General features: G+C 64.1%; 20 protein-coding genes. 12 read left to right on the plus strand and 8 right to left on the minus strand.

Going from position 1 to position 24,515, the window contains the following annotated elements; genetic code table 11:
- Positions 1-1,545, minus strand: a complete 1,545-nt coding sequence (locus tag ACW73L_RS00120; protein WP_498919259.1) for a lipopolysaccharide biosynthesis protein — start codon at positions 1,543-1,545, stop codon at positions 1-3.
- A 255-nt stretch (positions 1,546-1,800) separates the two neighbouring features.
- Between ACW73L_RS00120 and ACW73L_RS00125 the strand changes: the two genes are divergently transcribed.
- The 7 genes from ACW73L_RS00125 (at position 1,801) to ACW73L_RS00155 (ending at position 8,873) form a co-directional block, all read left to right on the plus strand.
- On the plus strand, positions 1,801-2,652 hold the full coding sequence (locus ACW73L_RS00125; RefSeq protein WP_498919260.1) for a class I SAM-dependent methyltransferase: 852 nt from the start codon (positions 1,801-1,803) through the stop codon (positions 2,650-2,652).
- 621 nt (positions 2,653-3,273) lie between these two features.
- Positions 3,274-3,666 (plus strand): response regulator transcription factor, encoded by a 393-nt coding sequence (locus ACW73L_RS00130; protein WP_498919261.1) that lies wholly within the window; start codon positions 3,274-3,276, stop codon positions 3,664-3,666.
- A gap of 179 nt (positions 3,667-3,845) precedes the next feature.
- Positions 3,846-4,490 (plus strand): CerR family C-terminal domain-containing protein, encoded by a 645-nt coding sequence (locus tag ACW73L_RS00135; protein WP_498919263.1) that lies wholly within the window; start codon positions 3,846-3,848, stop codon positions 4,488-4,490.
- A gap of 3 nt (positions 4,491-4,493) precedes the next feature.
- Positions 4,494-5,654, plus strand: a complete 1,161-nt coding sequence (locus tag ACW73L_RS00140) for an ABC transporter permease (RefSeq protein WP_498919264.1) — start codon at positions 4,494-4,496, stop codon at positions 5,652-5,654.
- 2 nt (positions 5,655-5,656) lie between these two features.
- The gene (locus ACW73L_RS00145; protein ID WP_498919265.1) at positions 5,657-6,370 is read left to right on the plus strand and encodes an ABC transporter ATP-binding protein; all 714 of its coding nucleotides are present in this window, start codon (positions 5,657-5,659) and stop codon (positions 6,368-6,370) included.
- Between the two features lie 23 nt (positions 6,371-6,393).
- Positions 6,394-7,380 carry an efflux RND transporter periplasmic adaptor subunit gene (locus ACW73L_RS00150; protein WP_498919266.1) on the plus strand — a complete coding sequence of 329 codons (987 nt, stop codon included), beginning with the start codon at positions 6,394-6,396 and terminating at the stop codon, positions 7,378-7,380.
- Positions 7,377-8,873: an efflux transporter outer membrane subunit gene (locus tag ACW73L_RS00155; protein WP_498919268.1), complete on the plus strand. Its 1,497-nt coding sequence runs from the start codon at positions 7,377-7,379 to the stop codon at positions 8,871-8,873. Before ACW73L_RS00150 ends, ACW73L_RS00155 begins: the two co-directional genes overlap by 4 nt.
- 27 nt (positions 8,874-8,900) lie before the next feature.
- Here ACW73L_RS00155 and ACW73L_RS00160 read toward each other — a convergent pair whose 3' ends face one another.
- Positions 8,901-11,195, minus strand: a complete 2,295-nt coding sequence (locus tag ACW73L_RS00160) for a glycosyl hydrolase family 28-related protein (protein ID WP_498919269.1) — start codon at positions 11,193-11,195, stop codon at positions 8,901-8,903.
- Positions 11,196-11,566: 371 nt separating this feature from the next.
- Between ACW73L_RS00160 and ACW73L_RS00165 the strand changes: the two genes are divergently transcribed.
- The 4 genes from ACW73L_RS00165 to ACW73L_RS00180 all read left to right on the plus strand — a co-directional run bounded on the left by ACW73L_RS00165 (position 11,567) and on the right by ACW73L_RS00180 (position 17,902).
- A complete protein-coding gene (locus tag ACW73L_RS00165; RefSeq protein ID WP_498919271.1) occupies positions 11,567-13,279 on the plus strand; it encodes an ArnT family glycosyltransferase in 1,713 nt (570 codons plus the stop codon).
- 3 nt (positions 13,280-13,282) lie between these two features.
- Positions 13,283-15,250 carry an asparagine synthase (glutamine-hydrolyzing) gene (gene asnB, locus ACW73L_RS00170; protein ID WP_498919272.1) on the plus strand — a complete coding sequence of 656 codons (1,968 nt, stop codon included), beginning with the start codon at positions 13,283-13,285 and terminating at the stop codon, positions 15,248-15,250.
- Positions 15,251-15,350: 100 nt separating this feature from the next.
- Positions 15,351-16,040, plus strand: a complete 690-nt coding sequence (locus tag ACW73L_RS00175) for a DUF1294 domain-containing protein (protein WP_498919273.1) — start codon at positions 15,351-15,353, stop codon at positions 16,038-16,040.
- A gap of 518 nt (positions 16,041-16,558) precedes the next feature.
- Positions 16,559-17,902 carry a POT family MFS transporter gene (locus ACW73L_RS00180; protein ID WP_498919274.1) on the plus strand — a complete coding sequence of 448 codons (1,344 nt, stop codon included), beginning with the start codon at positions 16,559-16,561 and terminating at the stop codon, positions 17,900-17,902.
- A gap of 9 nt (positions 17,903-17,911) precedes the next feature.
- Here the strand turns inward: ACW73L_RS00180 and ACW73L_RS00185 are convergent, their stop codons facing one another.
- The 5 genes from ACW73L_RS00185 to ACW73L_RS00205 are packed head-to-tail and all read right to left on the minus strand — an operon-like array spanning position 17,912 to position 22,592.
- Entirely contained in the window at positions 17,912-19,093 is a 1,182-nt protein-coding gene (locus ACW73L_RS00185; protein ID WP_498919275.1) for a hypothetical protein, read from the minus strand.
- Positions 19,094-19,137: 44 nt separating this feature from the next.
- Complete coding sequence (locus tag ACW73L_RS00190) at positions 19,138-19,764, minus strand: ABC-type transport auxiliary lipoprotein family protein (RefSeq protein WP_498919276.1); 627 nt, start codon at positions 19,762-19,764, stop codon at positions 19,138-19,140.
- Positions 19,761-20,684, minus strand: a complete 924-nt coding sequence (locus tag ACW73L_RS00195) for an MlaD family protein (protein WP_498919278.1) — start codon at positions 20,682-20,684, stop codon at positions 19,761-19,763. The genes ACW73L_RS00190 and ACW73L_RS00195 overlap by 4 nt, the downstream gene beginning before the upstream one ends.
- Position 20,685: 1 nt before the next feature.
- Complete coding sequence (locus tag ACW73L_RS00200; protein ID WP_129882954.1) at positions 20,686-21,456, minus strand: ABC transporter ATP-binding protein; 771 nt, start codon at positions 21,454-21,456, stop codon at positions 20,686-20,688.
- Positions 21,453-22,592: an ABC transporter permease gene (locus ACW73L_RS00205; protein WP_498919280.1), complete on the minus strand. Its 1,140-nt coding sequence runs from the start codon at positions 22,590-22,592 to the stop codon at positions 21,453-21,455. Before ACW73L_RS00205 ends, ACW73L_RS00200 begins: the two co-directional genes overlap by 4 nt.
- 202 nt (positions 22,593-22,794) lie before the next feature.
- Here ACW73L_RS00205 and ACW73L_RS00210 point away from each other — a divergent pair, with 202 nt between their 5' ends.
- The gene (locus tag ACW73L_RS00210) at positions 22,795-24,033 is read left to right on the plus strand and encodes a DUF1015 domain-containing protein (protein ID WP_498919282.1); all 1,239 of its coding nucleotides are present in this window, start codon (positions 22,795-22,797) and stop codon (positions 24,031-24,033) included.
- Positions 24,034-24,060: 27 nt separating this feature from the next.
- Here the strand turns inward: ACW73L_RS00210 and ACW73L_RS00215 are convergent, their stop codons facing one another.
- Complete coding sequence (locus ACW73L_RS00215) at positions 24,061-24,471, minus strand: Dabb family protein (protein WP_498919283.1); 411 nt, start codon at positions 24,469-24,471, stop codon at positions 24,061-24,063.
- Positions 24,472-24,515 lie beyond the last annotated feature (44 nt).

Genomic DNA, 24,515 nt, shown 5'->3' on the forward strand with positions numbered 1-24,515 from the left:
TCAGCTCGTGGCCCTGGCCGGATCACCTCTACGGCGGGCGATCAGCTTGCCCAGGCCGGCGATCACATAACGGCGTTCGGCCGCTGTCAGCACGAAAAGCCACATGGCCAGCACGGAAAGTGCGGGAGCAGAAAAAATGATGGCCGCCGTATGCGCCAGTCCATCCGGAATGTATTGGTCGAGCGCAATCATCGGCACGGCTGTGACCATGACCAGAAATGCTAGGCGAATCAACACCTGGCGCACGAAGGCGCTCAGGCTCAAGCCGACCATCGGCCGGAGCAGCAGCAGACGGGCGAACAGCGCCATGCAGGAGACGGTGATGCTGACCAGAAACACCGTGTAGGGTGGAAATCCGCTGGCCAGCAGCAAGTATGCGGACGGCAGATTGATGAAGATGATCAGACCGACGATAAGCTGGAATCCTGCGATTTTGCCGGTAGCCCGCGCGACCGTCGGCAGCAGCGATGACAGCATCAGGACCAGACCGTCGGCGAGCACGAGTCTGGCAAAGATGGGCGTGTACTCGGGAACCTGCGCCAGCCATAGACGCAGCACCCATTCCATCTCGAAGGCCAGGGGCAGGCAGACGGTATACATCACGAAGAAGCAGATCTTGGTCGTCTGGAAGACCAGCTTGAACATGCTGTCCTTATCGCCACGGGCATAGCTCTTGACGATCTGCGGGTCAGTTGGCCCGATCAGCATGGTGGAGAAGGTCTGGACCTGTCCACTGATCTGGGCCGCAATGCCATTGGCAGCGTTGACCGCCGGACCCCAGAAGATATTGAACAGGATCGTCGTGCCCTGGTTTTTGGCGATGCTGGCCAGATCGCCGACCAGGCCCCAGCCAGCGAAGCCGGTCAACTCGCGGTAGATGCGCTTTTCGCGCACGAGCCGCAGCCGCGCCTCCGGATAAAGGCTCCAGCAGATGATGTAGTTCGTGATCAGCGTCGCCGCGGCAATCAGCAGCAGATAGACTCCGTACAACTCCAGTCTGTCGCCTTCGAAGGCCATGAGCGCAAAGGCCGCCGCCAGTTTTGCCACCGCGCCGGCCAGGGTCAGCAGCGAGACCGCGACCATGTTCTCCTTCGCATTCAACAGTCCGGTGCAGGGAACGGTCATGACCGTGCACATGAAGATTGCGATCACGCAGTGCAGCGCCGATTCCGCGGTGACCATTCGGTCGGGCGGGATGTTCAAATAGGTTCGCAGGAACCAGAAGCCGGCTGATTCACCGAGGATGAAAGCCAGCAGCGCGATGCCGAGATGCACCGTGATCGCGACATTGAAGAAGCGCGTCACGTTTTCCGGCCGGCCCTTGCCCAGTTCGAAGCTCAGGTACCGTTGCACTGATCCGGACATCGTGTTGTTGAGGAACTGCATCAGCAACACAACGCCACTGACGACATTGAAGATGCCGAAGTCGATGACGCCCAGGGCCTGCAGGATCACGCGCGACATGTACAAGGTGACCAGGGTTTGAGCGATCAGGCACACGTACATGATGGCCGTGTTGAAGGCGATCTTCTTGACGTCGAGCACGCTGCGGGGGCCTCTTGAACTGGGGGAGTGGCCGGGACGAACCGGTGTGGGGTCTCGGGAGCGCGCCGTGCCGTCGAGCCGCCGGGCATCCCCCTAAGTTGCTTATTTTACATGTCCGGGCGGATGTCGCCGATGCGTACGCTGCGGGCCGGGAGCACGGCGTGGTATTCTCCGCGCCACCGAGGTGTTCGACAGAAGATCGGGACGCGAGCGCGAGTGTCGCCCCAGCCGAGGTTTTGGTCCGGAGAAAGCGGCATGCAACAACCAGACGTCCAGCGTGGTGGGGGCGAATCAGGTGCCTTGACGAAACTCGCGAGCCGGCTCCGCGGGCTGGCGGCAGGCGTGGAGTTGAACCTGCGCCAGCTGATCGGCCTCAACGAGCCGGAGGACAAGCTGGTCAGCGATGCGCAGGACTTCTGGAAGGATGCCGGCGCTCCAGCCTTCAAGGAGAATTCTCATTGGCGCGGTCAGGGTGTTTTCGCTGACGATGCGCTCTGGCTCGAACTCGGGCGCCGGCATATTCGGCTCTACACGGAGTTCGCCGCGGCAGTCGGCTTGACGTCGCCGCTGCAACGCATCGTCGAGTGGGGGTGTGGTGGGGGCATGAACGCCGTGCACTTCGCCGCGGCAACTCCCGATTACTGTGGTGTCGACATCTCTCCCGAGAGTCTGGCCGAGTGCGGACGGCAAATGACCGCCTCCGGCTTCAGCAACTTCCGCCCGGTGTTGATCGACTCATCGTGCCCAGAAGCGGCAGTGCACCAGATCGGTGGCCCCTGCGATCTGTTCCTTTCGACTTACGTTTTTGAGTTGCTGCCTACACCCGAATACGGTTTGCGTGTGCTGCAGATCGCGCGGAACCTGTTGTCCGATCGGGGTATGGCATTGATTCAGATCAAGTATCCGGGGTCACGGCGGCGGCATGCGACGCGGCGTTGGGCCTATGAACGTAACCTCAACTGGCATGCCACCTACGAGATCGAGGAATTCTGGATCAAGGCTCAGGAACTCGGCTTCACGCCCCGGATGGTCTCCCTGGTTCCACTCGACCCCGCGATCAATGACCGCAATTACGCGTATTTCCTGCTGACGAAAACCGTCGCCTGAACATCCTCCCCGGCGCCCGTGCTGGGGCGCCTCTGCCAGCACTCACCAAATCCCCTCAGTGGGCACCATTCCCGCTCCGGGAAGCATCCCGGCGGCTGGTGCGTGATGACCTGGAACCATTGCCGCAGCATTGCGCGCACACCGGAAGCCCTTGAGGTGCGCGATTGCGGCACAGGCCTTCGATCACCGGCCGGCGTCTCCCCATCGCGCCGCGGGGGATGCAGGCTGATGGTCTTGCAAGCGAGCCGCGACTCGCAGGTCCGGCTCCGGGGTCTGGGCCGAGCCGCGGCCACGCGCCCTTGCCATCCCCGGACACGCTGCCCGGGTGTCAATCCATTTAACACGCCAGGGTGAGCGGGGCTTCGTCGACCTGATAGCCCGCCGGTCCCCATCGTCTGTCCTTTCTACAAGCTGCTGTTATGTTGAGGGTTAAGTGTGCTCGGGTACCGGGTTCTACCTGGGCGCCGCGCTGGCCGAGGCGATTGGCAGATTTCCTGCTTCGTCGAATTCAAGGAGGATGGTGAACACGCTGTGTTGGCCAGACCGCCCTGGCCCGCGGGGAAATCGGTGATCCCTCGGGAACCTTTGAATCTTGGCGTAAGCCGCGGCAGGGACATGGCCATGGGGGATAGAATCTTGCGAGTGCTCCTTATCAACGACGATACGGCTGGTCTGGCGCAACTGAGTGATGCCATGCAGCATGCGGGGTTCGAGGTTATTACGGCCTGCGATGGTTGGGCCGGTCTGGAGTTTGTCCGCCAGCGGCACCCTGACGCCGTCATCTGGGCCACACCCGTGAGTGGCTCTGGGGCAAAGGATCTGCAGCGCTTGCTGGCGGACGATCCTGCGAGCGATAGGATTCCCGTGCTGTTTTTCCTCGATGGGCAAGGCTCGGTCGATCCGCGGTGCGAGACTCCCGCATCGGGGGTGGCGCGGCAAGTCACGGCACGGATCCGGTCGGTGCTGCGCTATGCCGCCGCTGGCAGTTCGGGAATAGACCGCAAATCTCACTAAGCTTCCGCTCACGGCCGCGGCCGGCCCCAATCCTCTGGGGCGGCCAGGCCGTGGTCCGTGTCTCCTCACTCGATCCTGACGTCGAAGCGGCGCTTTCGTGCGCCCTTGCCACAATGCTGCCTTGCGTTTCAAACGAATGTTTAATAGCATCGTTTGAAACGCTTGATTGAGCCGTCTCGATGATCCCTTCCCAGCTTGCCGAAGTCACCCGTGAGCGCGTGCTGCGCGCCGCCGGTGAGGTGTTCGCGGAGCGCGGCTTTCGCGACGCGACGGTGCGGGATATCTGCGGCAAGGCCGGGGTCAACGTTGCGTCGGTCAACTACTACTTCCGAAACAAGGAGGCCTTGTATTTCGAAGCCTTGAGCTTCGCGTTCGCGGAGGCCGAAGAGCGTTACCCCTTCGATTGCCCGGAAGGCGAGGGCGTAACTCCGGCCGAGCGCCTGCGCCATTTCATTCGCAACTTCCTGATGCGCCTGCTCGACGACACGCATCTGGGCTGGCACGGCAAACTGATCACACGTGAGATCCTGTCGCCGACCGCAGCGTTGGTGCCCATCGTCGACAGCATCATGAAGCCGCGTTTCGACGCCGTTCGCAGGATAGTGATCCAGTTGGTTCCGCACCCGCTGGACGACGACAGTCTGGAGCGCTGCGTGCTCAGCATTTTCGGGCAGTGTCTGGTCTACCGGCACGCCCGTTCGGTGATCGATCAGATGCGCCCGCAGATCGTCGCTGGCCCGGAGGACCGCGAGGCCACGGCCGAGCATGTGTTCCGCTTCGTGGTCGCGGCGCTGACGCACCTGGCGCCAACGCCCGGGATCTGAGCGATGTACCGGATCGCGCTGAAGATGCTGATGGGCGACCGCGGCAAGTATCTCGGCATCATCATGGGCCTGACCTTCGCGTCGCTGATCATGACGCAGCAGCCTGCGATCTTCGTCGGGCTGATCATGCGTTCGTACAGCTTCATCACGGACCTGGGACTGCCGGACATCTGGGTCATGGATCCGGAGGTGCAATGGGTCGATGACATCAAGCCGCTGCAGGACACCGAGTTGTATCGCGTCCGCGGTGTGGCCGGCGTTGCCTGGGCGATGCCCTTGTACAAGGGTTTGCTGAAGGCGCGCCTACCGAATGGCATGTTCCAGACCTGCATCGTCGTCGGTCTGGACGATGCAACGCTGGTCGGCGGTCCGCCGCGCATGGTGGAGGGCCGACTCGCCGACCTGCGCCGCGCGGATGCCGTCATCATCGACATCGATGGCGCTCGGGAAAAGCTGTCTCAGCCGCCGGCGGTGCCCGGCGGCAAGCGGGTCGAGCTGAAGGTCGGTGATACCCTGGAACTCAACGACCACCGGGCCGTCGTCGTCGGCTTTTCGAAGAACACGCGCACGATCCTGTCGCAGCCGGTGCTCTACACGACCTATTCCCGGGCCAAGCAGTTCGCGCCGCGCGAACGGAAGATGCTGTCGTTCATCCTAGCCAAGGCGGCGTCCGAGGAGTCGGTGGCGGACGTGACGCGCCGCATCCGGGCGACGACCGGGCTCGCGGCCTACAGCCGCGAAGAGTTCATGGGCGTGACTTTTCGCTACTTTCTGAAAAACACCGGGATTCCGATCAATTTTGGCGTGTCGGTAATGCTGGGCTTCATCGTTGGCGCGGCCATCGCCGGTCAGACTTTTTACAGCTTCACGCGCGAGAACCTCCGCCAGTTCGGTGTGCTGAAAGCCATGGGTACGAGTAACTGGACGCTACTCCGCATGATCCTGCTGCAGGCGACGCTGGTCGGCATGATCGGCTACGGCCTCGGCGTGGGGTTGACCTCGTTGTTCGGCTGGGCGATGCGGAACACCATCCTTGCCTTCAAGTTTCCGTGGTACCTGCTGCTGTTCAGCGGCATCGGCGTCACGCTGATCTGCGCCTTTGCAGCGCTGATCAGCATTCGCCGCGTGATCACACTCGAGCCCGCCGTGGTATTCAAGAGTTGAGCATGGCCGCGGATAAGGATCTCGCGGTGCATTGCCGCGGCGTGTTGAAGACCTATGGAACCGGCGAAGCGATGGTGACCGCACTGCAAGGCGTCGATCTCGACGTCCGGCAGGGTGAGTTGATGATGCTGGTTGGGCCGTCGGGTTGCGGCAAGACGACGCTGATCTCGGTCATGGCCGGGATTCTCGACCAGAGTGATGGTGACTGCCGCGTGTTCGGGCAGGATCTGATGCATCTGCGCAACCACGCCAAGCTCGCCTTTCGCGCTCGAAACATCGGTTTCGTGTTTCAGGCCTATAACCTGTTGCCGACGCTGACAGCGGCGGAGAACGTGACCGTGCCGCTGTTGATCAATGGGGTCGGGCGCAAGGAGGCCCTAAAAAAGGCTGAGCAGGTCCTGGAACAAGTCGGTCTGGGCACGCGGACCCGCTCGCTGCCGTCGCAGTTGTCCGGCGGCCAGCAGCAGCGTGTTGCGATCGCTCGCGCGATCATCCACGAGCCCCGGCTCATCGTTTGCGACGAGCCGACCAGTGCGCTGGACCACGAAACGGGCCACAAGGTCATGGAACTGCTCAAGGGCATTGCGATGGGGCGCGACCGCACGCTGGTGATCGTTACGCACGATGCACGCATTTTTGAGTTCGCCGACCGCATCGCCGAAATGGACGACGGTCGGGTGGTCCGCGTCGTCGCGAATTCCTCCCAGGTCCACTGAACCCGATTCCGCGGAGGCCGTTGATGTTTACCCGGTACCTGTTGCCGCTGCTGGCGCTCGCGGGTTTCCTGTTCGGCGTCTACATGGTCGTGACGGGCAACAAGCCGATCCCGGTCGCCGAGGCGGTCGCCCAGCCGGCTCAGGCGCCTTTTGCGAGCTTCATCGCAGGCTCCGGACTGGTCGAGGCGCGCAGCGAGAACATCGCGATTGGAACGCCGCTGCCGGGCGTGGTCACGCGCGTCGCGGTGATGGCCGGCGAGCGGGTCAAGGCCGGCCAGATCCTGTTCGAACTGGACGACCGGGAGGCGCGCGCCGAGGAAGGCGTGCGTCGCGCGGCGACCGCCCGCGCCCGTGCCGGAGTCGAGGAGGCCGCAGCGTCCCTGAAGGAGGCTGCCATCCTGCTGCAGCTCGCGGAAAGCGTGGACGACCGCCGCGCGATCAGTCTCGAGGAACTCGAGCGGCGCCGCAATGCGCATGCGATCGCGCGCTCGCGGCTAGACAGCGCGAAGGCGCAGGTCGGCCAGGCGGAAGCCGAATTGACTGCGGTGCGCACGACGCTGGACCGCCTGCGCGTGCGGGCGCTCATCGATGGCGAGGTGTTGAAGGTCAACGTCCATCCGGGCGAGTTCGCGATGGCCGGCATCACCAACCCCCCGTTGCTCGTGCTGGGCAATCTGACCGAACTGCGCATTCGCGTCGATATCGATGAGAACGATGCCTGGCGCTTTCGGAAGGAGGCGAAGGCGGTGGCCTATCTGCGTGGAAACCGGGACCTCAAGACCGAGCTGAGCTTCGCTTATGTCGAACCCTATGTGATCCCGAAGCGCTCGCTGACCGGGGACAGCACAGAACGGGTCGATACGCGGGTCCTGCAGGTGCTGTACCGCTTCGATCCGTCGCAACTCGCGGCCTACGTCGGACAACAGATGGATGTGTTCATCGAGGCGCCGGACATGATTCCCCAGACTGCCGCCGACGGACCGCCACCAGAAACCCGGGGGGCGCCGTGAGTCGACGGGCGTTTGGGTTGCTGCTGGTTGCCTTGTTGCTCGGCGGCTGCATGGTCGGCCCGGACTACGTCGCCCCCACTCCGGAAGCGCCCAAAACCTGGTCGGAACAGCCGCACACGGCGGATGCCAGGCGCATCCGGGCGACGGCGGATTGGTGGAAGTCTTTCGGTGATCCGGTGCTGAATGCGCTGATTGCCGAAGCGATCGGCTTCAACCTCGACATCAAGGCGGCCAAGGAACGCATCGTCCAGGCCCGGGCCCAGCGCGTCATCGCCATCGCCGCGGGCCTGCCCATCATCAGCGGCCATGGCTTTGCCAATCGCCGCCAGAACAATTTCACCGGGCAGACCGGCGGCACGGTCATCGGCACGACCGGCGGATTCGGTTTGAGCAGCCAGCACATCGACATTCTGCAACTCGGTTTCGACGCCAGCTGGGAACTGGACGTGTTCGGTGGTATCCGGCGCGGTATCGAGTCGGCGAATGCCGGCATCGACGCCGAGATCGAGTACACCCGCGACATCATGGTCACGCTGCTGGGAGAGGTGGCGCGCAACTATCTGGAGTTGCGGCTGGCCCAGCGGCAGATCGCGATTGCGCGAGAAAATCTCGCCGCGCAGGCCGATACCCGCGACCTGACGCGGCATCGCAATCAGGCCGGCCTGACTTCCGAACTCGACGTGGCCCAGGCGTCCTCGCAGGTCGCGACCACGGAGGCCGAGATCCCGCAGCAGGAGGCACGCATCCAGGTTGCGACCCATGCGTTGGCAGAATTGCTTGGCCGCACGCCGAGCGGACTCGACCGGTTGTTGCTGCAACCCCGGCCGATTCCTTTCGCGCCGCCGCGCGTGCTTGCCGAACTGCCGTCGGAACTGCTTCGACGGCGGCCGGATATCCGTCTCGCAGAGCGCGAACTCGCTGCGGCGACGGCGCAGGTCGGTGTCGCGACCGCCGAGTTGTATCCCAAGCTGAATCTGTCGGGCTTCCTGGGTTTCCAGAACAACGATCCGACGAACTTCACGCTGCTCGGGAAGTCCTGGTCCATCGGTTCGACGCTGACCGCGCCGATCTTCAACTGGGGTCGCAACATGGCGAATCTGGAAGGGAAGGAAGCAGGGCAGCGGCAGGCGCTGCTCGGCTACCGGACCGCGGTGTTGAACGCCTATCGGGAAGTCGAGGATGCCCTGGTCGAGTACGCGACCGAGCAACAGCGTCTTGAGTCCTTGCAGCAGGCTTTCGAAGCCGATCAGCTGGCCGTGAAGCTGGCGCAGGAACGCTATCTGCGCGGTCTCGAGAGTTTTCTGACGGTGCTGGTCGCGCAGCGTGCGCTGTTGACGACGCAGAGCCAGCTCGCGAACAGCTACGGCCTGGTGTCGGAGAATCTGGTCGCGGTCTACAAGGCCCTCGGCGGCGGCTGGGAAGTCGACCCGCAACTGGCCGCGACCGTGAATGCAGCGACGACCGCGCCGCTGCCGTCACTGGTCATGCCCTGACCGCGGCGCCACGCGGCCTTAGGCTCATCAGTCGCGTCGGAAAAGGACGACGTTCTGCGAACCCGGGATCGCGAGGCGCTGGCCTCCGCGCTCCTCGATCAGCATCGCGCCTTGCGCGGTGGACTTCTGTTTCTCTGCCCAGTGGATCACCGCGGCGGTCACCGCGCTCGAGTCGATGATCTGAAAGGTATCCATCGGAGAAGTACGGCCTTTCGTCCTGATACTGGTGCCGGTGAAGCCGCCGAGCACGACGTTCGACGACTTCTGTACCAGCGCAAATGGCGTTTGCCATAGCTCACCTTTGCCGGGCCAGTTGGTGGTTTCGGTCTTGGTGCCGAAGATGCTTACGTTGGACGCGCGGTTGATTTCGACATTGAAGCGTCCGCCGCTCCGCTCGGCGTTGGGCCCGTACAGATTCACGGGTCCCGCGGTATCCTCGATCAGGATGCCCCGGTAATCGGGATGTACCGCGATGAAGGACGGTCCGGCGATGAAGCCGAACCAGTTTCCTCCGGCTCGCGGTCCGGAGATCTTCAGCAAATGCCGCGCCCGAGTTTTCGGATCGGCGCGCCAGAAGCTGCCGGCGGCGACCTGCCGTCCGAGCGAGGTACCGCCAGCTTGCCACAGCACGCCGCCGATGCTCGTCTGGTTTTCGGTATTGTTGAGCAGCAGGATCGAGATGTCGCCGAGATAGGTCGACGCGGTGCCGGCGGGATCCGCGACCGTGCGGATTGCATATTCGGGTGTGGCCGACTCGAAGTCGGCTGCGACGCGGGAGCGGTATCCCGGCACGCCGAACAAGCGGGTCCGCAGTCCGAGCACGAGCGGTTTGGTAATCCTGTAGTCGCCGCGGGGCAGGAACACCTTGGCGTCGGGGGCTCGGTCGATGGCGCGTTGGATGGCCGCCGTGTCGTCGGCACGGCCGTCACCTTTGGCGCCGAGGGTCTGCACGTTGACGACGCCCGCTTCGTCGAACGAGGGCAGCGTCTGCCAAGACCGCCGCGTCACCGGCGCCGCAGCTCGCTCAGCCTGGCCGTCCGCGACCGACAGCCTGACCCGGTCCTTGCCGCGTTGGCCGTTCACCACCATCGCCATGGCCGTGGTATCCGGCGAATAAGCATATTCGTCGATCCGCTGCGGTTGGCCGCTGGCCTTGCGCAGCTGCCCGGCGGCGTCCTGAGCTGCAATGACGCCGTCGGTCTGCACGGTCACATCGCGCATAACAAACCCGCCCTCTCCGGCATTGCGGATGAGCGGTTGCCGCGTTCCTTTCGGCATCGCGATGAACCCGTCCTGAAGAAACACTCCGTTGCGTGGGCGGGGAATGTCGACCGCGACTCCGCCATCCGCGGGTGCGAAGCGGAAGGCGGTGACGGCGACCATCTCCCCGATGCGCATGCTCAGCGCGGCGGTCGTCTGCCCGTGCAGATCGATGCCGACCAGATTGAAGCCGCGCCCATTCTCGACAATGATGCCGAACTGTCCGCCGGCGACTTCGACATTGGTGGCCGAGTTGGTTCGGCCGGGCAGCCCGCGGATGCCGGCATAGCCGCCCGAGGCATCGATCCGGACATCCTCGACGTAACTGTACTGTGCGGCCGGGATTTGGAGGGCCACGGCACCCCGGTTGCGGCCGGTCTTGATGTCGACACCGCGAAAGACCAGTCCGAAGCCACAGCTGTCGTCACCGGTCCAGGTTTCGCGCTCGTCGCCTTCGCCCGCGTTTCTGAGATAGACGATGGGTTTGGCGCCGTTCGCAGTGGCGGCGTCGAAGCCAGGGCTTCCGTCGCGCAGCACGATCATTGGGCGAGCTCCACCGCTTTGACCGACGATCGCTGGGGCCTTGCGCATGGCATATGGCGTTCCGTAAGCGCCCGGACCATTGCCGCTGGCGAATTGTTCGGCGCAGCCCCGATGCTGCCAGACCTGGTCTCGTCGCAGCGTGTCCGATACCAGATAGGTACCGCGGGGCAGATACAGGGTGAGGCCGTACTCGTAGGCATCGTCGAGCGCGTCCTGCAGGCCGCGGGTCGAGTCCTGCACGCCCTTGGGGTCGACCGGGCGGTCCGCGCCCTTGCGATTGTGGTACAGCGTCGCGTCGAGGAATCCCGCCCGCAACAGGGCATTATCCCGCGCAATGCCCGGCGGGATCGGCAGACTACCCGGTCCCCCTGCGGCCGAATTGCCGTGCCGGGTGGTGGCACACGCGGACAGGCTGAGCAGTAGGGTGGTCGCCCAGATTACAAGCTGTCGGCAAGCCGGCGCGTGCTGCCGTGACTGACCACGGGCAGAGGCGCCGGAGTCCGGCGGAGTTGGCGTCATGGCGGTGGGGTCTCCCTTGCGTCAGTGTTTTTCCGATTCCGGCGTTGGGCGGTGATCCCGCACGCAACCACGGCAGTAACGATCGCCGTGTGCCCCTAGCTGGCTGCAGTTCGTGGCGAGGAACGTCGTCGGCGCAGCTTCCGGCTGCGGGCCCGCTCGCTGATTATCGCAGCCTTTACCATCCCGCGTCCGAGGAGGCGTCCGACCGGACGCTTCCACGTGCCGTAACGTGGGCCTGGTGGACCCGGGCGGAGACTGGGCAGGGGCAGGGGAATATGGCACCATGGCGCTTTGTCGGAATTCCTCGCTTTGCCCCTCAACCTGGAGTCTTCCCCTGTCGTCCCGGGTCGCATGTCGATGTCCCTGACGGCATGATTTCGCCCCGCACACTGTCCGGTCTCGCCGCGGCAGGCGTCCTCATTGCATTGTTCTGGGGCCTGGGTTCGTATCCGCTGCTGCAGCCGGACGAAGGGCGCAACGCCGAGATCGCCCGAGAAATGCTGGAATCCGGCCGGTGGCTGGTGCCAACTTACAATGGCCTGCCGTATCTCGACAAGCCGGCCTTCTTCTTCAAGGCCGTCGCCTTGTCGCTCGGTCTCTTAGGCGAAACCGAAACGGCGGCGCGCCTGCCCTCGGCGCTTTTCGCATTGGGCACCCTCGGACTGGTTTACGCATTCTGCCACCGCGTGTATGACGACGTCACCGCGCGGGTTTCCCTGCTCGTCATCGCGACCTCGCCGCTGTTTTTCGCCTTTGCGCGGTTCGTGATCTTCGACATGACGCTGGCCTTCTTCGTGACCGGAGCCATCCTCGCAGCCTATCGTGCCGCCGAGTCCGATGGGCTCGTGAAGTGTCGCCTCTACGCCGTGTCGGCGGCTTGCGCGGGAGCCGCAACCTTGGTCAAGGGTCCCGTGGGGTTCATCGTGCCGACGCTGGTGCTGTGGGTCTTTCATGCCTGGCAGGGCTCGCGGAACTGGTGGCGCGACGCGTTTGCATGGCGGAATATGCTGGCCTTTCTGGCGCTGGTCGTGCCCTGGTTCGTTGGCGTCAGCCTGCAGCATCCCGACTTCCCCTATTACGGCCTGGTCAAGGAGTCGTTCCAGCGCTTCACGACCGATGAGTTTCGGCGCACCGCGCCATTCTATTACTACGCCGTCGTCGTCCTGGTGGGTTTGTTTCCATGGAGCCTGCTCGTGCCCGAAGCCGTGGTTCGGGTGTGGCGGCAGCACCGAGAACTGCGGCCGGCCGATCGGCTGTTCGTCAGCTGGGCGGTGGTCGTGGTCATCTTTTTCTCGCTATCGCAGTCGAAACTGCCGGGCTACATCCTGACTGCAGCGGTCGCTCTTGGCGTGCTGGTCGCGCGTCTGCTCGCCCCCGCGCTCGGGCTGACGGCAGACCGGCTGCGGTCCGTCGTGCTGCGGCACGGCACGTTGGCCTTTGCCTGCGCCGCGATCGTTTGTGCAGCCGCGGCGGCGGTGCCGGTCGTCGCGCCCGACTGGGTCGCGAGCGTAGCGCCTCGTCCGAGCCGCTACCTCGGGACGCTGGCGACCCAGCTGGCCTGGCTCGCTACCGTCTTCGCGGCAGCCGCCGTGGCTGGACTGACGGCCTTCCTGCGGCGCGATATGCGTTTGGCCGTGCTCACGTTCATGCTCTTTCCTGTGGTGCTGGTGCCGGTTCTGACGGCCGGCATGAATCCCTACGTGCAGCATCGCTCCGCGAAGGCCCTGATGGAGAGCCTGCCGCCGCTGCCATCCGAAACCGTCCTGGTCTGTTTCCGCTGTTATCCCAACGGGTGGTCCTTCTATTCCAAACAACTGGTGACTGTCGTGACGGCGAGCGAGGGCTATGAGTTGCAGAGCAACTACATCCGGTTCGCGCTGCAGGGGACCGACGTATGGCCGCAACGTATGATTCGGGACAGAGATTTTCCCCGTTGGCTGGCGACGCTCGGGGTGCCGGCCATGATCCTCGCCAAACGCGCCGACGCGCCCGAAATCGGTCCGCTGTTGGCCGAACGTGGCGCAACAATTGGCCCCTTGACGGACGAGTTTGCGGGGGCTTTGCTCCTGCCCAAGGAGATGTAGAGCATGTGCGGAATTTGCGGGTTGCTGTCGACGGGTCCGGGTTCTCGCCGGGATGGGGCCGAGTCCCGGGTCGCCGCGATGTTGCAGGTGATGGGGCATCGCGGTCCCGACGGACGAGCGACGCTGCCGGTGGCGCATGGCGCACTCGGTGCCAGCCGGCTAACCATACGTGGCTTGCTGAACGGGATGCAGCCGATTGTCGATGCGGACAGCGGCGTGGTTGCCGTCTGCAACGGCGAAATCGACAATCACCGGGAACTCAGAGCCTGGCTGGAACAGCGGGGGCGCCCCGTGCTGAAGGACACCGACGTGGCCGTCATCCCCGGGCTGTATCTCGAACTCGGGGCGGCATTTGTCGAACGGCTGGAAGGTGCCTTTGCCTGCGCAGTTTACGATCCCCGGCAGGGCAAACTGATCATTGCCCGCGATCTGACCGGCGAGCGGCCGCTGTTCTACTGGCAGAACGACGGCATGATCGGCTTCGCCAGCGAATTGTCCGGAGTGCTGAGTCAGTTCGAAACGCCTGAATGCCGGCCGGATGCCGTGGCCCGCTATCTGACCTTCGGCTTCTTCACGGCGCCGGATACGCCCGTTGTGGGAGTTGAAAAGTTGCGGCCGGGGGAGATCATGACTTTCGACCTGGCCAATGCGCAGCGCGAGACGCGCCGTTATTGGCGCTGGCCAGTGGTCGAACGCCCCAAGCAGCGCGGATCGGTTGACGCTTTCGATGCGGTGTTCAGGGCCGCGGTCGATCGGCAGAGTGACGTCGATGTGCCCTATGGGGTCTTTCTCAGCGGCGGCATCGATTCGTCGCTGGTTTCCGCGGTGTTGCGCTCGCTGCGCCCGCAGTCATCGATTACCGCTTACACGATCCGGTTCAGGGAAGAGTCCTACGATGAGGGCGACTACGCGAACCGGGTGGCCGCGCTGTTCGATTTTCACAAGCGCGACATCTGGGTCGGTCCAGACGAGATCCGGGACGAAATCGAGCGGCTCGTCCGGCTCTGCGGCGAGCCGCTGGCTGATCCGGCCTGGGCGCCGGCGGCGTTGTGCGCGCGTTCCGCTTCGGCGGAGATCAAGTTGGCGCTGGCCGGCGAAGGCGCGGACGAATTGTTCGGCGGTTATCCGACCTATGCCGGTATCGGGTTGGCCAACGGCTTCCTGGCGCTGCCTCATTGGCTGCAACGCGGCATCTCGGCAGTGGTGGAACGCTGGCCCGATTCGGACAAGAAAATGCCGGTTTCCTATCTAGTGAAGCGCTTTCTGCGGGGCATCAATCTCCCGCCCCCGGAGCGGCATCGTCTGTGGACCTCGCACACGCCGCCGCCTGTGCTTGAGGCACTGATCGGCTCGCATTCCTGGCCCGTCGCCGCATCCGACTTTGTCGGGGAAGCCCTGGACTGCGTGCAGCGCTACGATCTGGAGCATGGGTTGGGCGAGGGTCTGCTGACCAAGGCCGACCGGTCAGGCATGAGTACCGGGGTCGAAATTCGGACCCCGTTCCTCGATTCCAAGGTGCTCGAATTCTCGGCCGCCCTGGCCGGCAATGAGCGCGTTCGCGGCCTGAAGACCAAGGCTTTTTTGAAGTCCTATGCCGTCCGTTATCTGCCGCGGGATATCGTCGAGCGTCGCAAACGCGGCCTGTCCGTGCCTCTCACCAAATGGCTGCGCGGCCCGCTGGCTGACTGGATGGCCGGGCGACTCGGCTCCGGACGACTGGCGTCCGTCGGCATTGCCCGGGACGTTCCGTTCCGGATCATGGAGGAACACCTGTCACGTGCCGCGGACCATACGCGCACGCTGTGGGCTCTGGCGGTGCTCGACATCTGGCTGGAAACCGTCGATACAGGGCTGTTCCGGTCGTTGCCGCCGGCGTCGGGAATTCATGCAGCGGCGCCGGATAGTGCTGAGCCGATGGTCGGCAGCAGTGGCGAGACCTGGCGCGAGGCGTCCGCCTGCGCGTTGTCGTGATGGTTGCGGTGGGGCTGGATATGCGCGGCGCCGGCGATCAGCCCGCGCGCGTCCGGGCCGTCGGTCTGCGCCGAAAAATCCGGTGGGTGGTTACACACTGATGGCTGGCGCACCGCAATGGCAACGCGGCACCCTGGTGCTTTGGAATGACGACCGTGGCTTCGGTTTCGTGCGCCCGGAGGCCGGAGGCGAGGATTTTTTCGTCCACATCAGTGCTTTCCGGAGGGGGCTGAGCCGCCGGCCTGAAATCGGCGATGCGGTTCGTTACCGGCTAGCGCGCGAGATTCCGGACAAGAAGCGCATCGCCCAGGCCGTGTTGGAGGGCGTGGCCGTCCGGCCGGTCGAGCCGGAGACGGGGCGTAAATGGCGCCGCGCGTACGCCTGGATGGTCTACATACTGATCCGGCTGCCGATTCTGCTGTCCTGCTGGGTGCTCTGGAAGCACCATAACCCGATTCCGCTGCTGGTTTATGTGTTCATGAGTACACTGGCCATTCTGTACTACGGCGCGGACAAGCGGCGCGCGCTGGCCCACCGCTGGCGCATTCCCGAGTTCTATTTGCACCTGATCGAGTTCATGGGGGGGTGGCCCGGTGCATTGCTGGCCCAAACCAACTTTCGGCACAAGCTCACCAAGGACAGCTACCAGCGGGTTTTCTGGAGCATCATCGCGGGTCACGGGGCGCTGTGGGTGATGCTGGCCCTACACGATTTCTCGGTCACTGCCCTGGGACGGGCATTTAACGCCTTCATGAACCAGGCCTTCGCGTGGGTGTTTGGCGTCGGGTAGCGGCGTTCCGAGACAGGGGCATCATTGATCCGGGCGGATCATCCCGTGGACCAGGGCGGGACGATGCTGACACGGCGCCTAGCCGATCCAGCCCATCCCAAATAGGATGAGCAGCGCCGTCCAGCCTATCATCCAACTGGCTGTAACCGTCACCGACTGGGTGAACTCGATCCAGGTTCTTTTTCTGTTGGGGTCATTCATCATTTTTCTTGTTCTCCCCAGCGGCCGATCGGGTCGACGGGCGAAAGCGAGGCTACCACGATGTGCTGTCTTTGCCCAAACCGCAGCGCCTCGTTCGAGCAGTTGCGATGGAGGTCGCTACGATTGTCCCGTCAGACCATGACGTTGCGGCGGCCCAGCCTTTCGCGGCAGCCTGTGTTCACGGCGCTCGGACTGTTTCGAAAGGAGCTTAGTGCATGCTGGGAAACGATTGAAGTGTTTTCGAGGGCCTTTCATTCCGGCGGCCTGGCCGAAGCCAGCGTCGCGTTGACTCGCTGACACCCTGACGGATACCGCGCATGCGCCGATATCGCAGTTTTCCCCTACCGGGCCCTGGGCTTCCGCCGGGCCTGCCCTACATCATCGGCAACGAGGCAGCCGAGCGCTTCAGCTATTACGGGATGCGGGCGATCCTGGTCGTCTACATGACGCAATACCTCATGGATGCCGCCGGCCGACCTGACACGATGAGCGAAACCCAGGCGCAGGCTTACTTTCACCTGTTCGTCTCGGCGACCTATTTCACCCCGCTGCTCGGTGCATTCCTCGCCGATGGCTTTCTCGGCAAGTATCGAACCATCATCCTGCTATCGCTGGTTTATTGTGCGGGGCACCTCGCCCTGGCCATGGACGACACGCGCAGCGGCATCCTGGTCGGGCAAGCCTTGATTGCTCTCGGCGCCGGCGGGATCAAGCCCTGCGTCTCGTCCCACGTCGGAGATCAGTTCAGCGTCCACAACCGGCACCTGCTCGAACGGGTGTACGGGTGGTTCTACCTGGCAATCAATCTGGGCGCCCTGGTGTCGATGCTGGTCACGCCCTGGCTTCTGGTGCGCTTCGGCGCCGCGGTGGCCTTCGGCGTACCCGGTGTGCTGATGGCGGTTGCCACGACCTTGTTCTGGCTCGGACGCTGGCAGTTCGCGCACGTGCCGCCGGCCGGACTGGGCGTGTTGCGGGAGGCGTTGAAAGCCCGAGAGTTGAGCCGCCTCGGTCAGCTTGTGGTGCTGTACGGCCTGATCGCCATTTTCTGGTCGTTGTTCGACCAGACCGGTTCGTCCTGGGTGCTGCAGGCCGCCAAGCTGGATCGGGAAATAGCCGGTCACGAGATTCTGCCCTCGCAGATCCAGGCTGCGAACCCGCTGCTGATCCTGTTGCTGGTACCGCTCTTCGGGCGTGTGGTCTACCCGGCACTGGAGCGTTGGATGTCGCTGACATCGCTGCGAAAGATCGGTCTCGGCATGGCCCTCGCGGCGGCATCGTTCGCGGTCGTCGCCATGATCCAGAACGCGGTGGATCATGGCGCCAGGCCGAGCATCGCGTGGCAGTTGCTCGCCTATCTGCTGCTGACCTCGGCCGAAGTGATGGTGTCGGTGACCGGGCTCGAGTTCGCCTACACGCAGGCACCATTGACGATGAAGTCCCTGGTCATGGCCTTTTACATGGCTTCGGTCGCACTGGGTAACGTCTTCACGAGTGGCATCAACTTCCTGATTTCGACGCCGGACGGAGGGAGCCGCCTGGCGGGCGCGGCCTATTTCTGGTTCTTTTGTGTGTTGATGGCCGTCACGGTACTGGTCTTCGCCGCTTATGCACGACGCTATCGGGCCGGCTCCTATCTGCAGCCGGATCGTGCGGATGCGTGAGGCCGCCGGTCACCGACGATGCCGCAGGCGCTCTGGCGCAGGGTTCAGCGTGACATGGTGGGGTTTGCCCAGCAGCGCTTTCAGTTGCTCCAGGCTGGCGATGGAGATCCTCTCTTCCGTTCCGATCGTTTCCAGATAACGGCCGTTACCCAGCCATTCCAGTGCCCGGTCGGCGCCGTCGGCTTTCGGTGCGGCGTTGAGTTCGGTGCGCAGCGCAGCCAGATAGCGGGCCGTCACGGCGGCCAACTGGTTGGCGGGCATTTCGCGTATCGCGCTGAACCGGCGAATGATGCTGGTCACGTCCCCGGTTCTGGGGCTCTCCAGAATCAGCTTGAACGCGTCGGCATAGCGTCGGAGGCCGGCGTGGATGTGGGCTCTTTGCGCCATGTTCATGCCGACCCAGCCGGCCCTGATCCACTTGAAGATGCCGAAGCGTGTCGGAGCATCACCGGTTGCGGTGCCTAGATAGAACACGACCGAATAGGAATCATACAGGTAGGAATCGACCCAGCCGAAACCGGGCCACACAAGCCCCGGGATGCCGGAGTAGAGGTAGGTCCAGCGACTGTCGTCGCCGAGTATGAGGCCCTGCTTGCCAACCTCGGAACGGCCTTTTTGCGCCGACAGGCTGATGAACAGCGGACGGTCCCGCCAACGCGTCAGGATCAGGGTCCGGTCCAGGTCGTACTCGTAATAGGCTCCGGTATGTGCGTCCGGGCTGTTGATCAGATGCTCGATGCCGGTGGCGATGAGCGTCTCCGGCGCGTCTGTCCTGCGCTCCCAGAACGGCGGCAGGCGTCCGTCGGAGGAATCGATGCGATTCCATCGGGCTGTTCTCACCGTCGATGGCGAGGTCACGACAGCCGGCAATGCGGTGTCGTAAGTCAGACGCAGCACGTCGGCCATCGGCCGGCGCAGGTCCAGTTGCAGATAGGCGGACGGTGCCCCGTTCCGGTCTTTGGCATAAAGGAGCGTGGCGGCGTCCTTGGGGCCGAGGAGGAACTGCAGCGTCTTGTCGAGGCGTTCCGCCCGGAACGAGGCGGCGTTCCGGCTACCGGTGCCGACCAGCCCCAACAGGTAGCCGAGTTCGGCATCGATCGCTGCATCGACCGGGACTTCGCGGGTCCCTGCCTGCGCGGGGACCAGCAGTAGGCAAAGCAGGATCACGGTCAGGATGCGTGATGGTTTCATGGAAAGCAGAGCCCAAGCGCGCCAGACGCGCAGCGAATAGGTGGTTAGTGAACGGATGCTCCGGAGTCTTGCTGTGCGGCGCGGCAGGCGCCGGCCAGGCCCGCGGGCAGCGTCCGCAGCCAGGTATCCAACCGGCTTACCGCATCGTCCATCGCCAGTGAGAACGCAGCGACGGCACCGGCCGCATCGGGGGTCGGGCAGGGGCGGCTGAGCGCAAAGCGCTGCTCGGCCAACGGCTGGTCTGCGATGGCGCCTGGTGCTGCCGCACGGGCCTGAAGTTCGACGATGACACGTGCCTGGCCCGGCTGAGAGAACACCTGCTCGAAGGTCTGCAGGTCGACTCGCAGCGGGCAGCCCGCGGGGCCGGCGGCGGCCGAAAGGAGCTGCGCCAGCAGATCGGGCGGCGGAGCGATCCAGCGGTCCAGTGCGTAAAACTGGATACGGGTCGGTTGCCGGTACAACAGCCGGTAACGCAGTCTTGGATCGCGCAGCCAGTCGGGCGCAGTGACTGTTGCCGCCGTCCATGCGCCGGTTGCCGAGCGCTTGTCCGCTGCCGGCAGGCCGAAGTCGTGAACGGCGGGTGGTGCGGGGCGGTCGGGCAGCACGGAGCAGCTCGCGCTGGTCAGTGCGAGCATCAGGGCGCTCCAGATCCGGGTGGAACGACAGTTCATGGTGACTCCTCGTGACCGGGTTCACCCGGCCCCGGATTCGGTGTGGGATGACCGAGCAGCAGCGCTTGGGGATCGTTCTCGACTGTGGCCGAGAAGCGTCGGATCTGATCCGTGGTTCGCTGCAGGTCGCCAATCAGGGTTTCGACGCGCGGCAGCAATTGCTTGGCAATCGTCTGCATCGCTTCCGACGTGGCGCGACCGGACTGGGCGAAGGATGCGGTCGAATCCGCCGCGTCGCGGACATGTTTCGAGGTGACTCGAAAATCGTCGGTCAACGCGCTGATTTCGCTCAGCGACTGCCCGGCTTGCCGCGTCAGTGCCGGAATACCGGTCAGCGCGTCGTTAGCCCGCTTTTCCAGCGCAACCAGATCTCGCGCGGCGATCTCGCCGCTGGTGAGGATCGCCTGCACGCGACCGCGGTTCTCTGCACCGACGACGCTGTTGAGTTGGTCCGCGAGCTGGGTCAGCTTGGGCAGCAGATCCTCGCCCGATTCGGTCAATCGGTCGAGCAGCGAGGGTCTCAGGGGGATCCGGGCCGGATCGTCGGGCCGCGTCTGCAGTGGCTCGGGGTTCTCTCCCTTGTCGTTCAGTTCCACCTGAGCGAGGCCCGTGAGGCCCTGGGTCCGCAGTGTTGCGAAGGTCCCTTGCGTGATCGGCAGCCCCCGATTGATTTCGATCCTGACCAGGATGTTGCGCACGTCCTGCGGATCGAAATCGATGGCGGTGACCTTGCCGGCTGCCACGCCGCGGTAAATCACGGTCGACTCGGCATTCAGCCCGGAGACCGTGTCCGTGGTCACGACGATGTAGGTGTCCCGGACGATGCCGTAGCTGCCGAGGAAGGTGCTGATCCCGATCAGCGCCGCCCCCAGGACGATCACAAACAGGCCGGTCAGCAGTGCGTAACTTTCCTTCGTCATGTCAGCCGGTCCGGTCGAAAACGCGCTGGGCGCGTTTGCCGTGGAAGAACTGCCGCGTGAATGGATGCGGGCAGGCCAATGCGCTGGCCAGCGGTCCATGGGCGACGAGCTGATGCTCCGCGAGCACGGCGACTTGCGTGCACAGATCCCCAAGCGTATCCAGGTCGTGGGTGATCATGACCACTGTGAAGCCGAGTTCCTGCTGCAATGCCCCGAGCAAATTGACGAACTCCTCGCTGAGTACCGGATCCAGGCCCGAGGTCGGCTCATCAAGTAGCACCAGTTCGGGTTCCAGGATCAGCGCGCGCGCAAGCGCAGCGCGCTTGATCATGCCGCCCGACAACTCGGCCGGCATCAGCAACGCGTCATTGGCGGTCAGGCCGACCATCGCCAACTTCATGCAGACCAACTGGCTGATCAGGTCTTCGTCGTGCACCCTCAGCTCGCGCAGCCCGAAAGCGATATTGTCGAAGACGTTCAGTGCGCTGAACAGGGCACCGCCCTGGAACAGCACGCCGCAGCGGTTCCGCAATTGCTGGCGGAGTTCGATGCCCGCCTGTTGCAGCAGTTCGCCGAACAGGTAGACGCGTCCCTCGGTCGGCTCCTGGAGCCCGATCATTTCCCGCATCAGGACAGTCTTGCCACACCCCGACGCGCCGACCAGCCCCAGGATCTCCCCGGGACCGAGTTCCAGGCTGATGTCCTGATGCACCAGATTGTCGCCAAAGCGCGTCCAGACGTGTTCCAGTCGGATGACGGGTACGGTAGTCACGGCATGCCCACGCCGCGGAACACGATCGCAAACACGGCGTCGACCAGGATTACCAACGTGATCGAGGCGACGACCGAGTTCGTGGTTTCGTGACCGATGCTCTCGGTGTTCGGCTGAATGCGCAAGCCGAAATGGCAGGCGATTAACGCGATAAACAGGCCGAAGACAGCACCCTTGCCCAGTCCGATCGCGAAATTTGCAACCGGCACCGCTTCCGGCAGCTTGCTGAAAAACTGGTGGAAGCCGATGTCGAGTTCCAACTGGGCCGAGGTCGCACCGCCGGCAAGGGCAATGATGTCGGTCCAGACGACGAGCAGCGGCAGTGCGAGGCTCAGCGCGATGACCTTGGGCAGAATCAATCGCAGCGATGCGGAAATGCCCATGGCTTCGAGGGCGTCGAGTTCCTGGGTCACGCGCATGACACCGATGCCGGCCGTCATCGCGGAGCCCGAGCGTCCCGCCACCAGGATGGCCGCCAGCAGCGGCCCGAGTTCGCGAATGATGCTAAGCCCCAGGATGTTGACGATATAGATCTGTGCGCCGAAGGTCTGGAGTTGAAACGATGACAGATAGCTCACGACGACACCGATCAAGAAGCCAACCAGCGCCGTGATGCCGAGCGCACGGCCGCCGGTCTCATGGATCATCGCGGAAATCTCGCGCAGTGGGATGTCGCCGGGACGGCGGAACAGATGCAAGCTGTCCAGCACGAACTGTCCCAGCATGGTGATGAAGGACAGCAGATGGTCGACCAGCGCTGCCAGGAGGCGTTGCAGTCGCTGCGGCAGCGGCAGTGCCGGCCGGGAAGCATTGCGCATGGATGGGATCTTGCCGTTCTCCCAGCGCGCGAAGGCCGATTGCTGTTCGGACCGAAGCCGACGCCGCGGCGGCAGAGCCGCGCCCCACGCGCGCCACAACACCAGAGCGCCGGCGCTGTCCAGCCTTTCGATCCCGGTCAGATCCCATTCCAGCTCGGTCCTCCCGACCATTGCCGCAAGCGCCTGATGCAGGCCGGGCCCGGCGGCGGCCAGACCGCGCAGGTTCCAATGCCCCGTGAGTGTGACCGACGGGCCGCCATCCGTTTCGCGCAGTTCGAGCACGGCGCGCGAACCGTTCGCAGGGTCGGGTGTGATCATCGGGGAGATGAGTGAACGGCCGTGTCCGAAGAAGGTGAGCGCGGGCTACAAGTTTCGATTATCCGGCTATGGTACGTCCTTTTCCAGACGGGACGTGGCTTTCCGCTATCGGCCTGAGGCGTCGGTCGCCACGCTGTCACCGGGCGCCGGAGTGCTGTGTGAGGAATGCTAAAATTGTGTCCCTTTACGCAGGAATTATCTCATGTCCCTGATACGCCCCTTCGCCGCGCTGCGGCCTGCGCCGGGCCGCGCTCCCGACGTGATCGCCCCGCCTTACGACGTCCTGAGTTCCGAGGAGGCGCTTGGGCTTGCCACGGGTCGGCCGTGCAGCTTCCTGCATATCTCGAAACCGGAGATCGATCTGCCGCCCGGTACCGACCTGTATGCCCCCGAGGTCTATGCCAAGGCCGCCGAAAATTTGGGCCGGCTGGTTAGGGATAGGGTTCTGCGGCGTGATGAGCAGCCGTTGTACTATGCCTACCGGCTCGTCATGGGCGAACACACTCAGGTCGGCCTGGCGGCGGCGGCAAGCGTCGCGGCCTACGATCTGAACCGCATTCGGAAACACGAGTTCACTCGACCCGACAAGGAAGACGACCGCGTGCGTCAGATCGAGGCGGTCGGGGCCCAGACCGGACCGGTGCTGCTTGCCTATCCCGCTTGCCCGGAAGTGGATGCGATTCTGTCAGCCGTCGCGGCCACCGAGCCGGAAGCCGATGCTGTGTCAGAGGCGGGAGTCCGCCACAGTTTGTGGACGATTTGTGATGCAGGCGTGATCGCAAAGATCACCGCGAGTTTCGATGCGCTGCCGGCTTTGTACATCGCAGACGGTCATCACCGCGCGGCGGCCGCCTCGCGCGTCGCGGCGGCACGCCGGAAAGCCGACCCGTCTGCGACCGGAGCCGAGGATTACAACTACTTTCTGACGGTCAGCTTCCCCGACCACCAGATGCGGATTCTCGACTACAACCGTGTAATCCGGGATCTCAACGGGTTGACCGAGGTACAGTTGTTGGAGCGGGTCGCTGCGGCGTTCACGGTCGAGGAGGTTCCGGCGTGCTATCAACCGGCCAGCCTGCGGGAATTCGGTCTCTATCTGGACGGCCGCTGGCGGAAGCTGCGGATTCACCCGGACCGCGTGCCGAACGATCCTGTCGGAAGGCTCGATGTCTCGCTGTTGCAGGACCACCTGATCGCGCCGGTCCTCGGGATTGCCGACCCGCGCCGCGACAAACGAATCGATTTCGTTGGCGGGATCCGCGGCATGGCGGAACTGGAGCGGCGGGTCGACTCAGGGGAGATGGCGCTGGCGCTGTCGCTCTACCCGACCAGCATGGCTGACCTGATGGCCGTCGCCGATGCCGGCGAGGTCATGCCGCCCAAGAGCACCTGGTTCGAGCCCAAGCTGGCGGATGGCATGGTGTCGCATCTGCTGGATTGAACCTTTCGTCAATGCCGGTGGCGCCGGTCAGGGCGCCTCCGCGAAATCGTACACGACGAAACGGTCCACGAGCGGCTTGAGCCCTTCCTCGATTACGCGCTTGTGTTCGGGATGCTGCAGGTACGCGGCCAGCGCTTCCTGATTCTCGAAGCTGGCGACGATCGCGATATCGTAGGAACTGTCGACGACCTCCCGTCCGCCGGGCACAGCGGTGCCGACCTGATAGCGCTGGACCATCGGCAGCTTGGCCTGAGCACGGCTGATGTCGATGTAGCGCTGTCGCGCATCCGCGTTGCCGTGCTCCTTGAGCCAGACGATCACGACGTGATGGACTCGCGCTACCGGCGCCGGGGCAGTGAGCTCCGCAAAGGCGGCCCCGGCGGGTAGTAGGGACGTGCAGCAGAGGAGGGCAAGTGTCCGGAGGGTTTTACTGAGCATGGTCTTCATCCTGCGGGAGTCGATACCGCGGGCTCGCGGCGACC

The sequence above is a fragment of the Methylolobus aquaticus genome, from assembly GCF_054172105.1.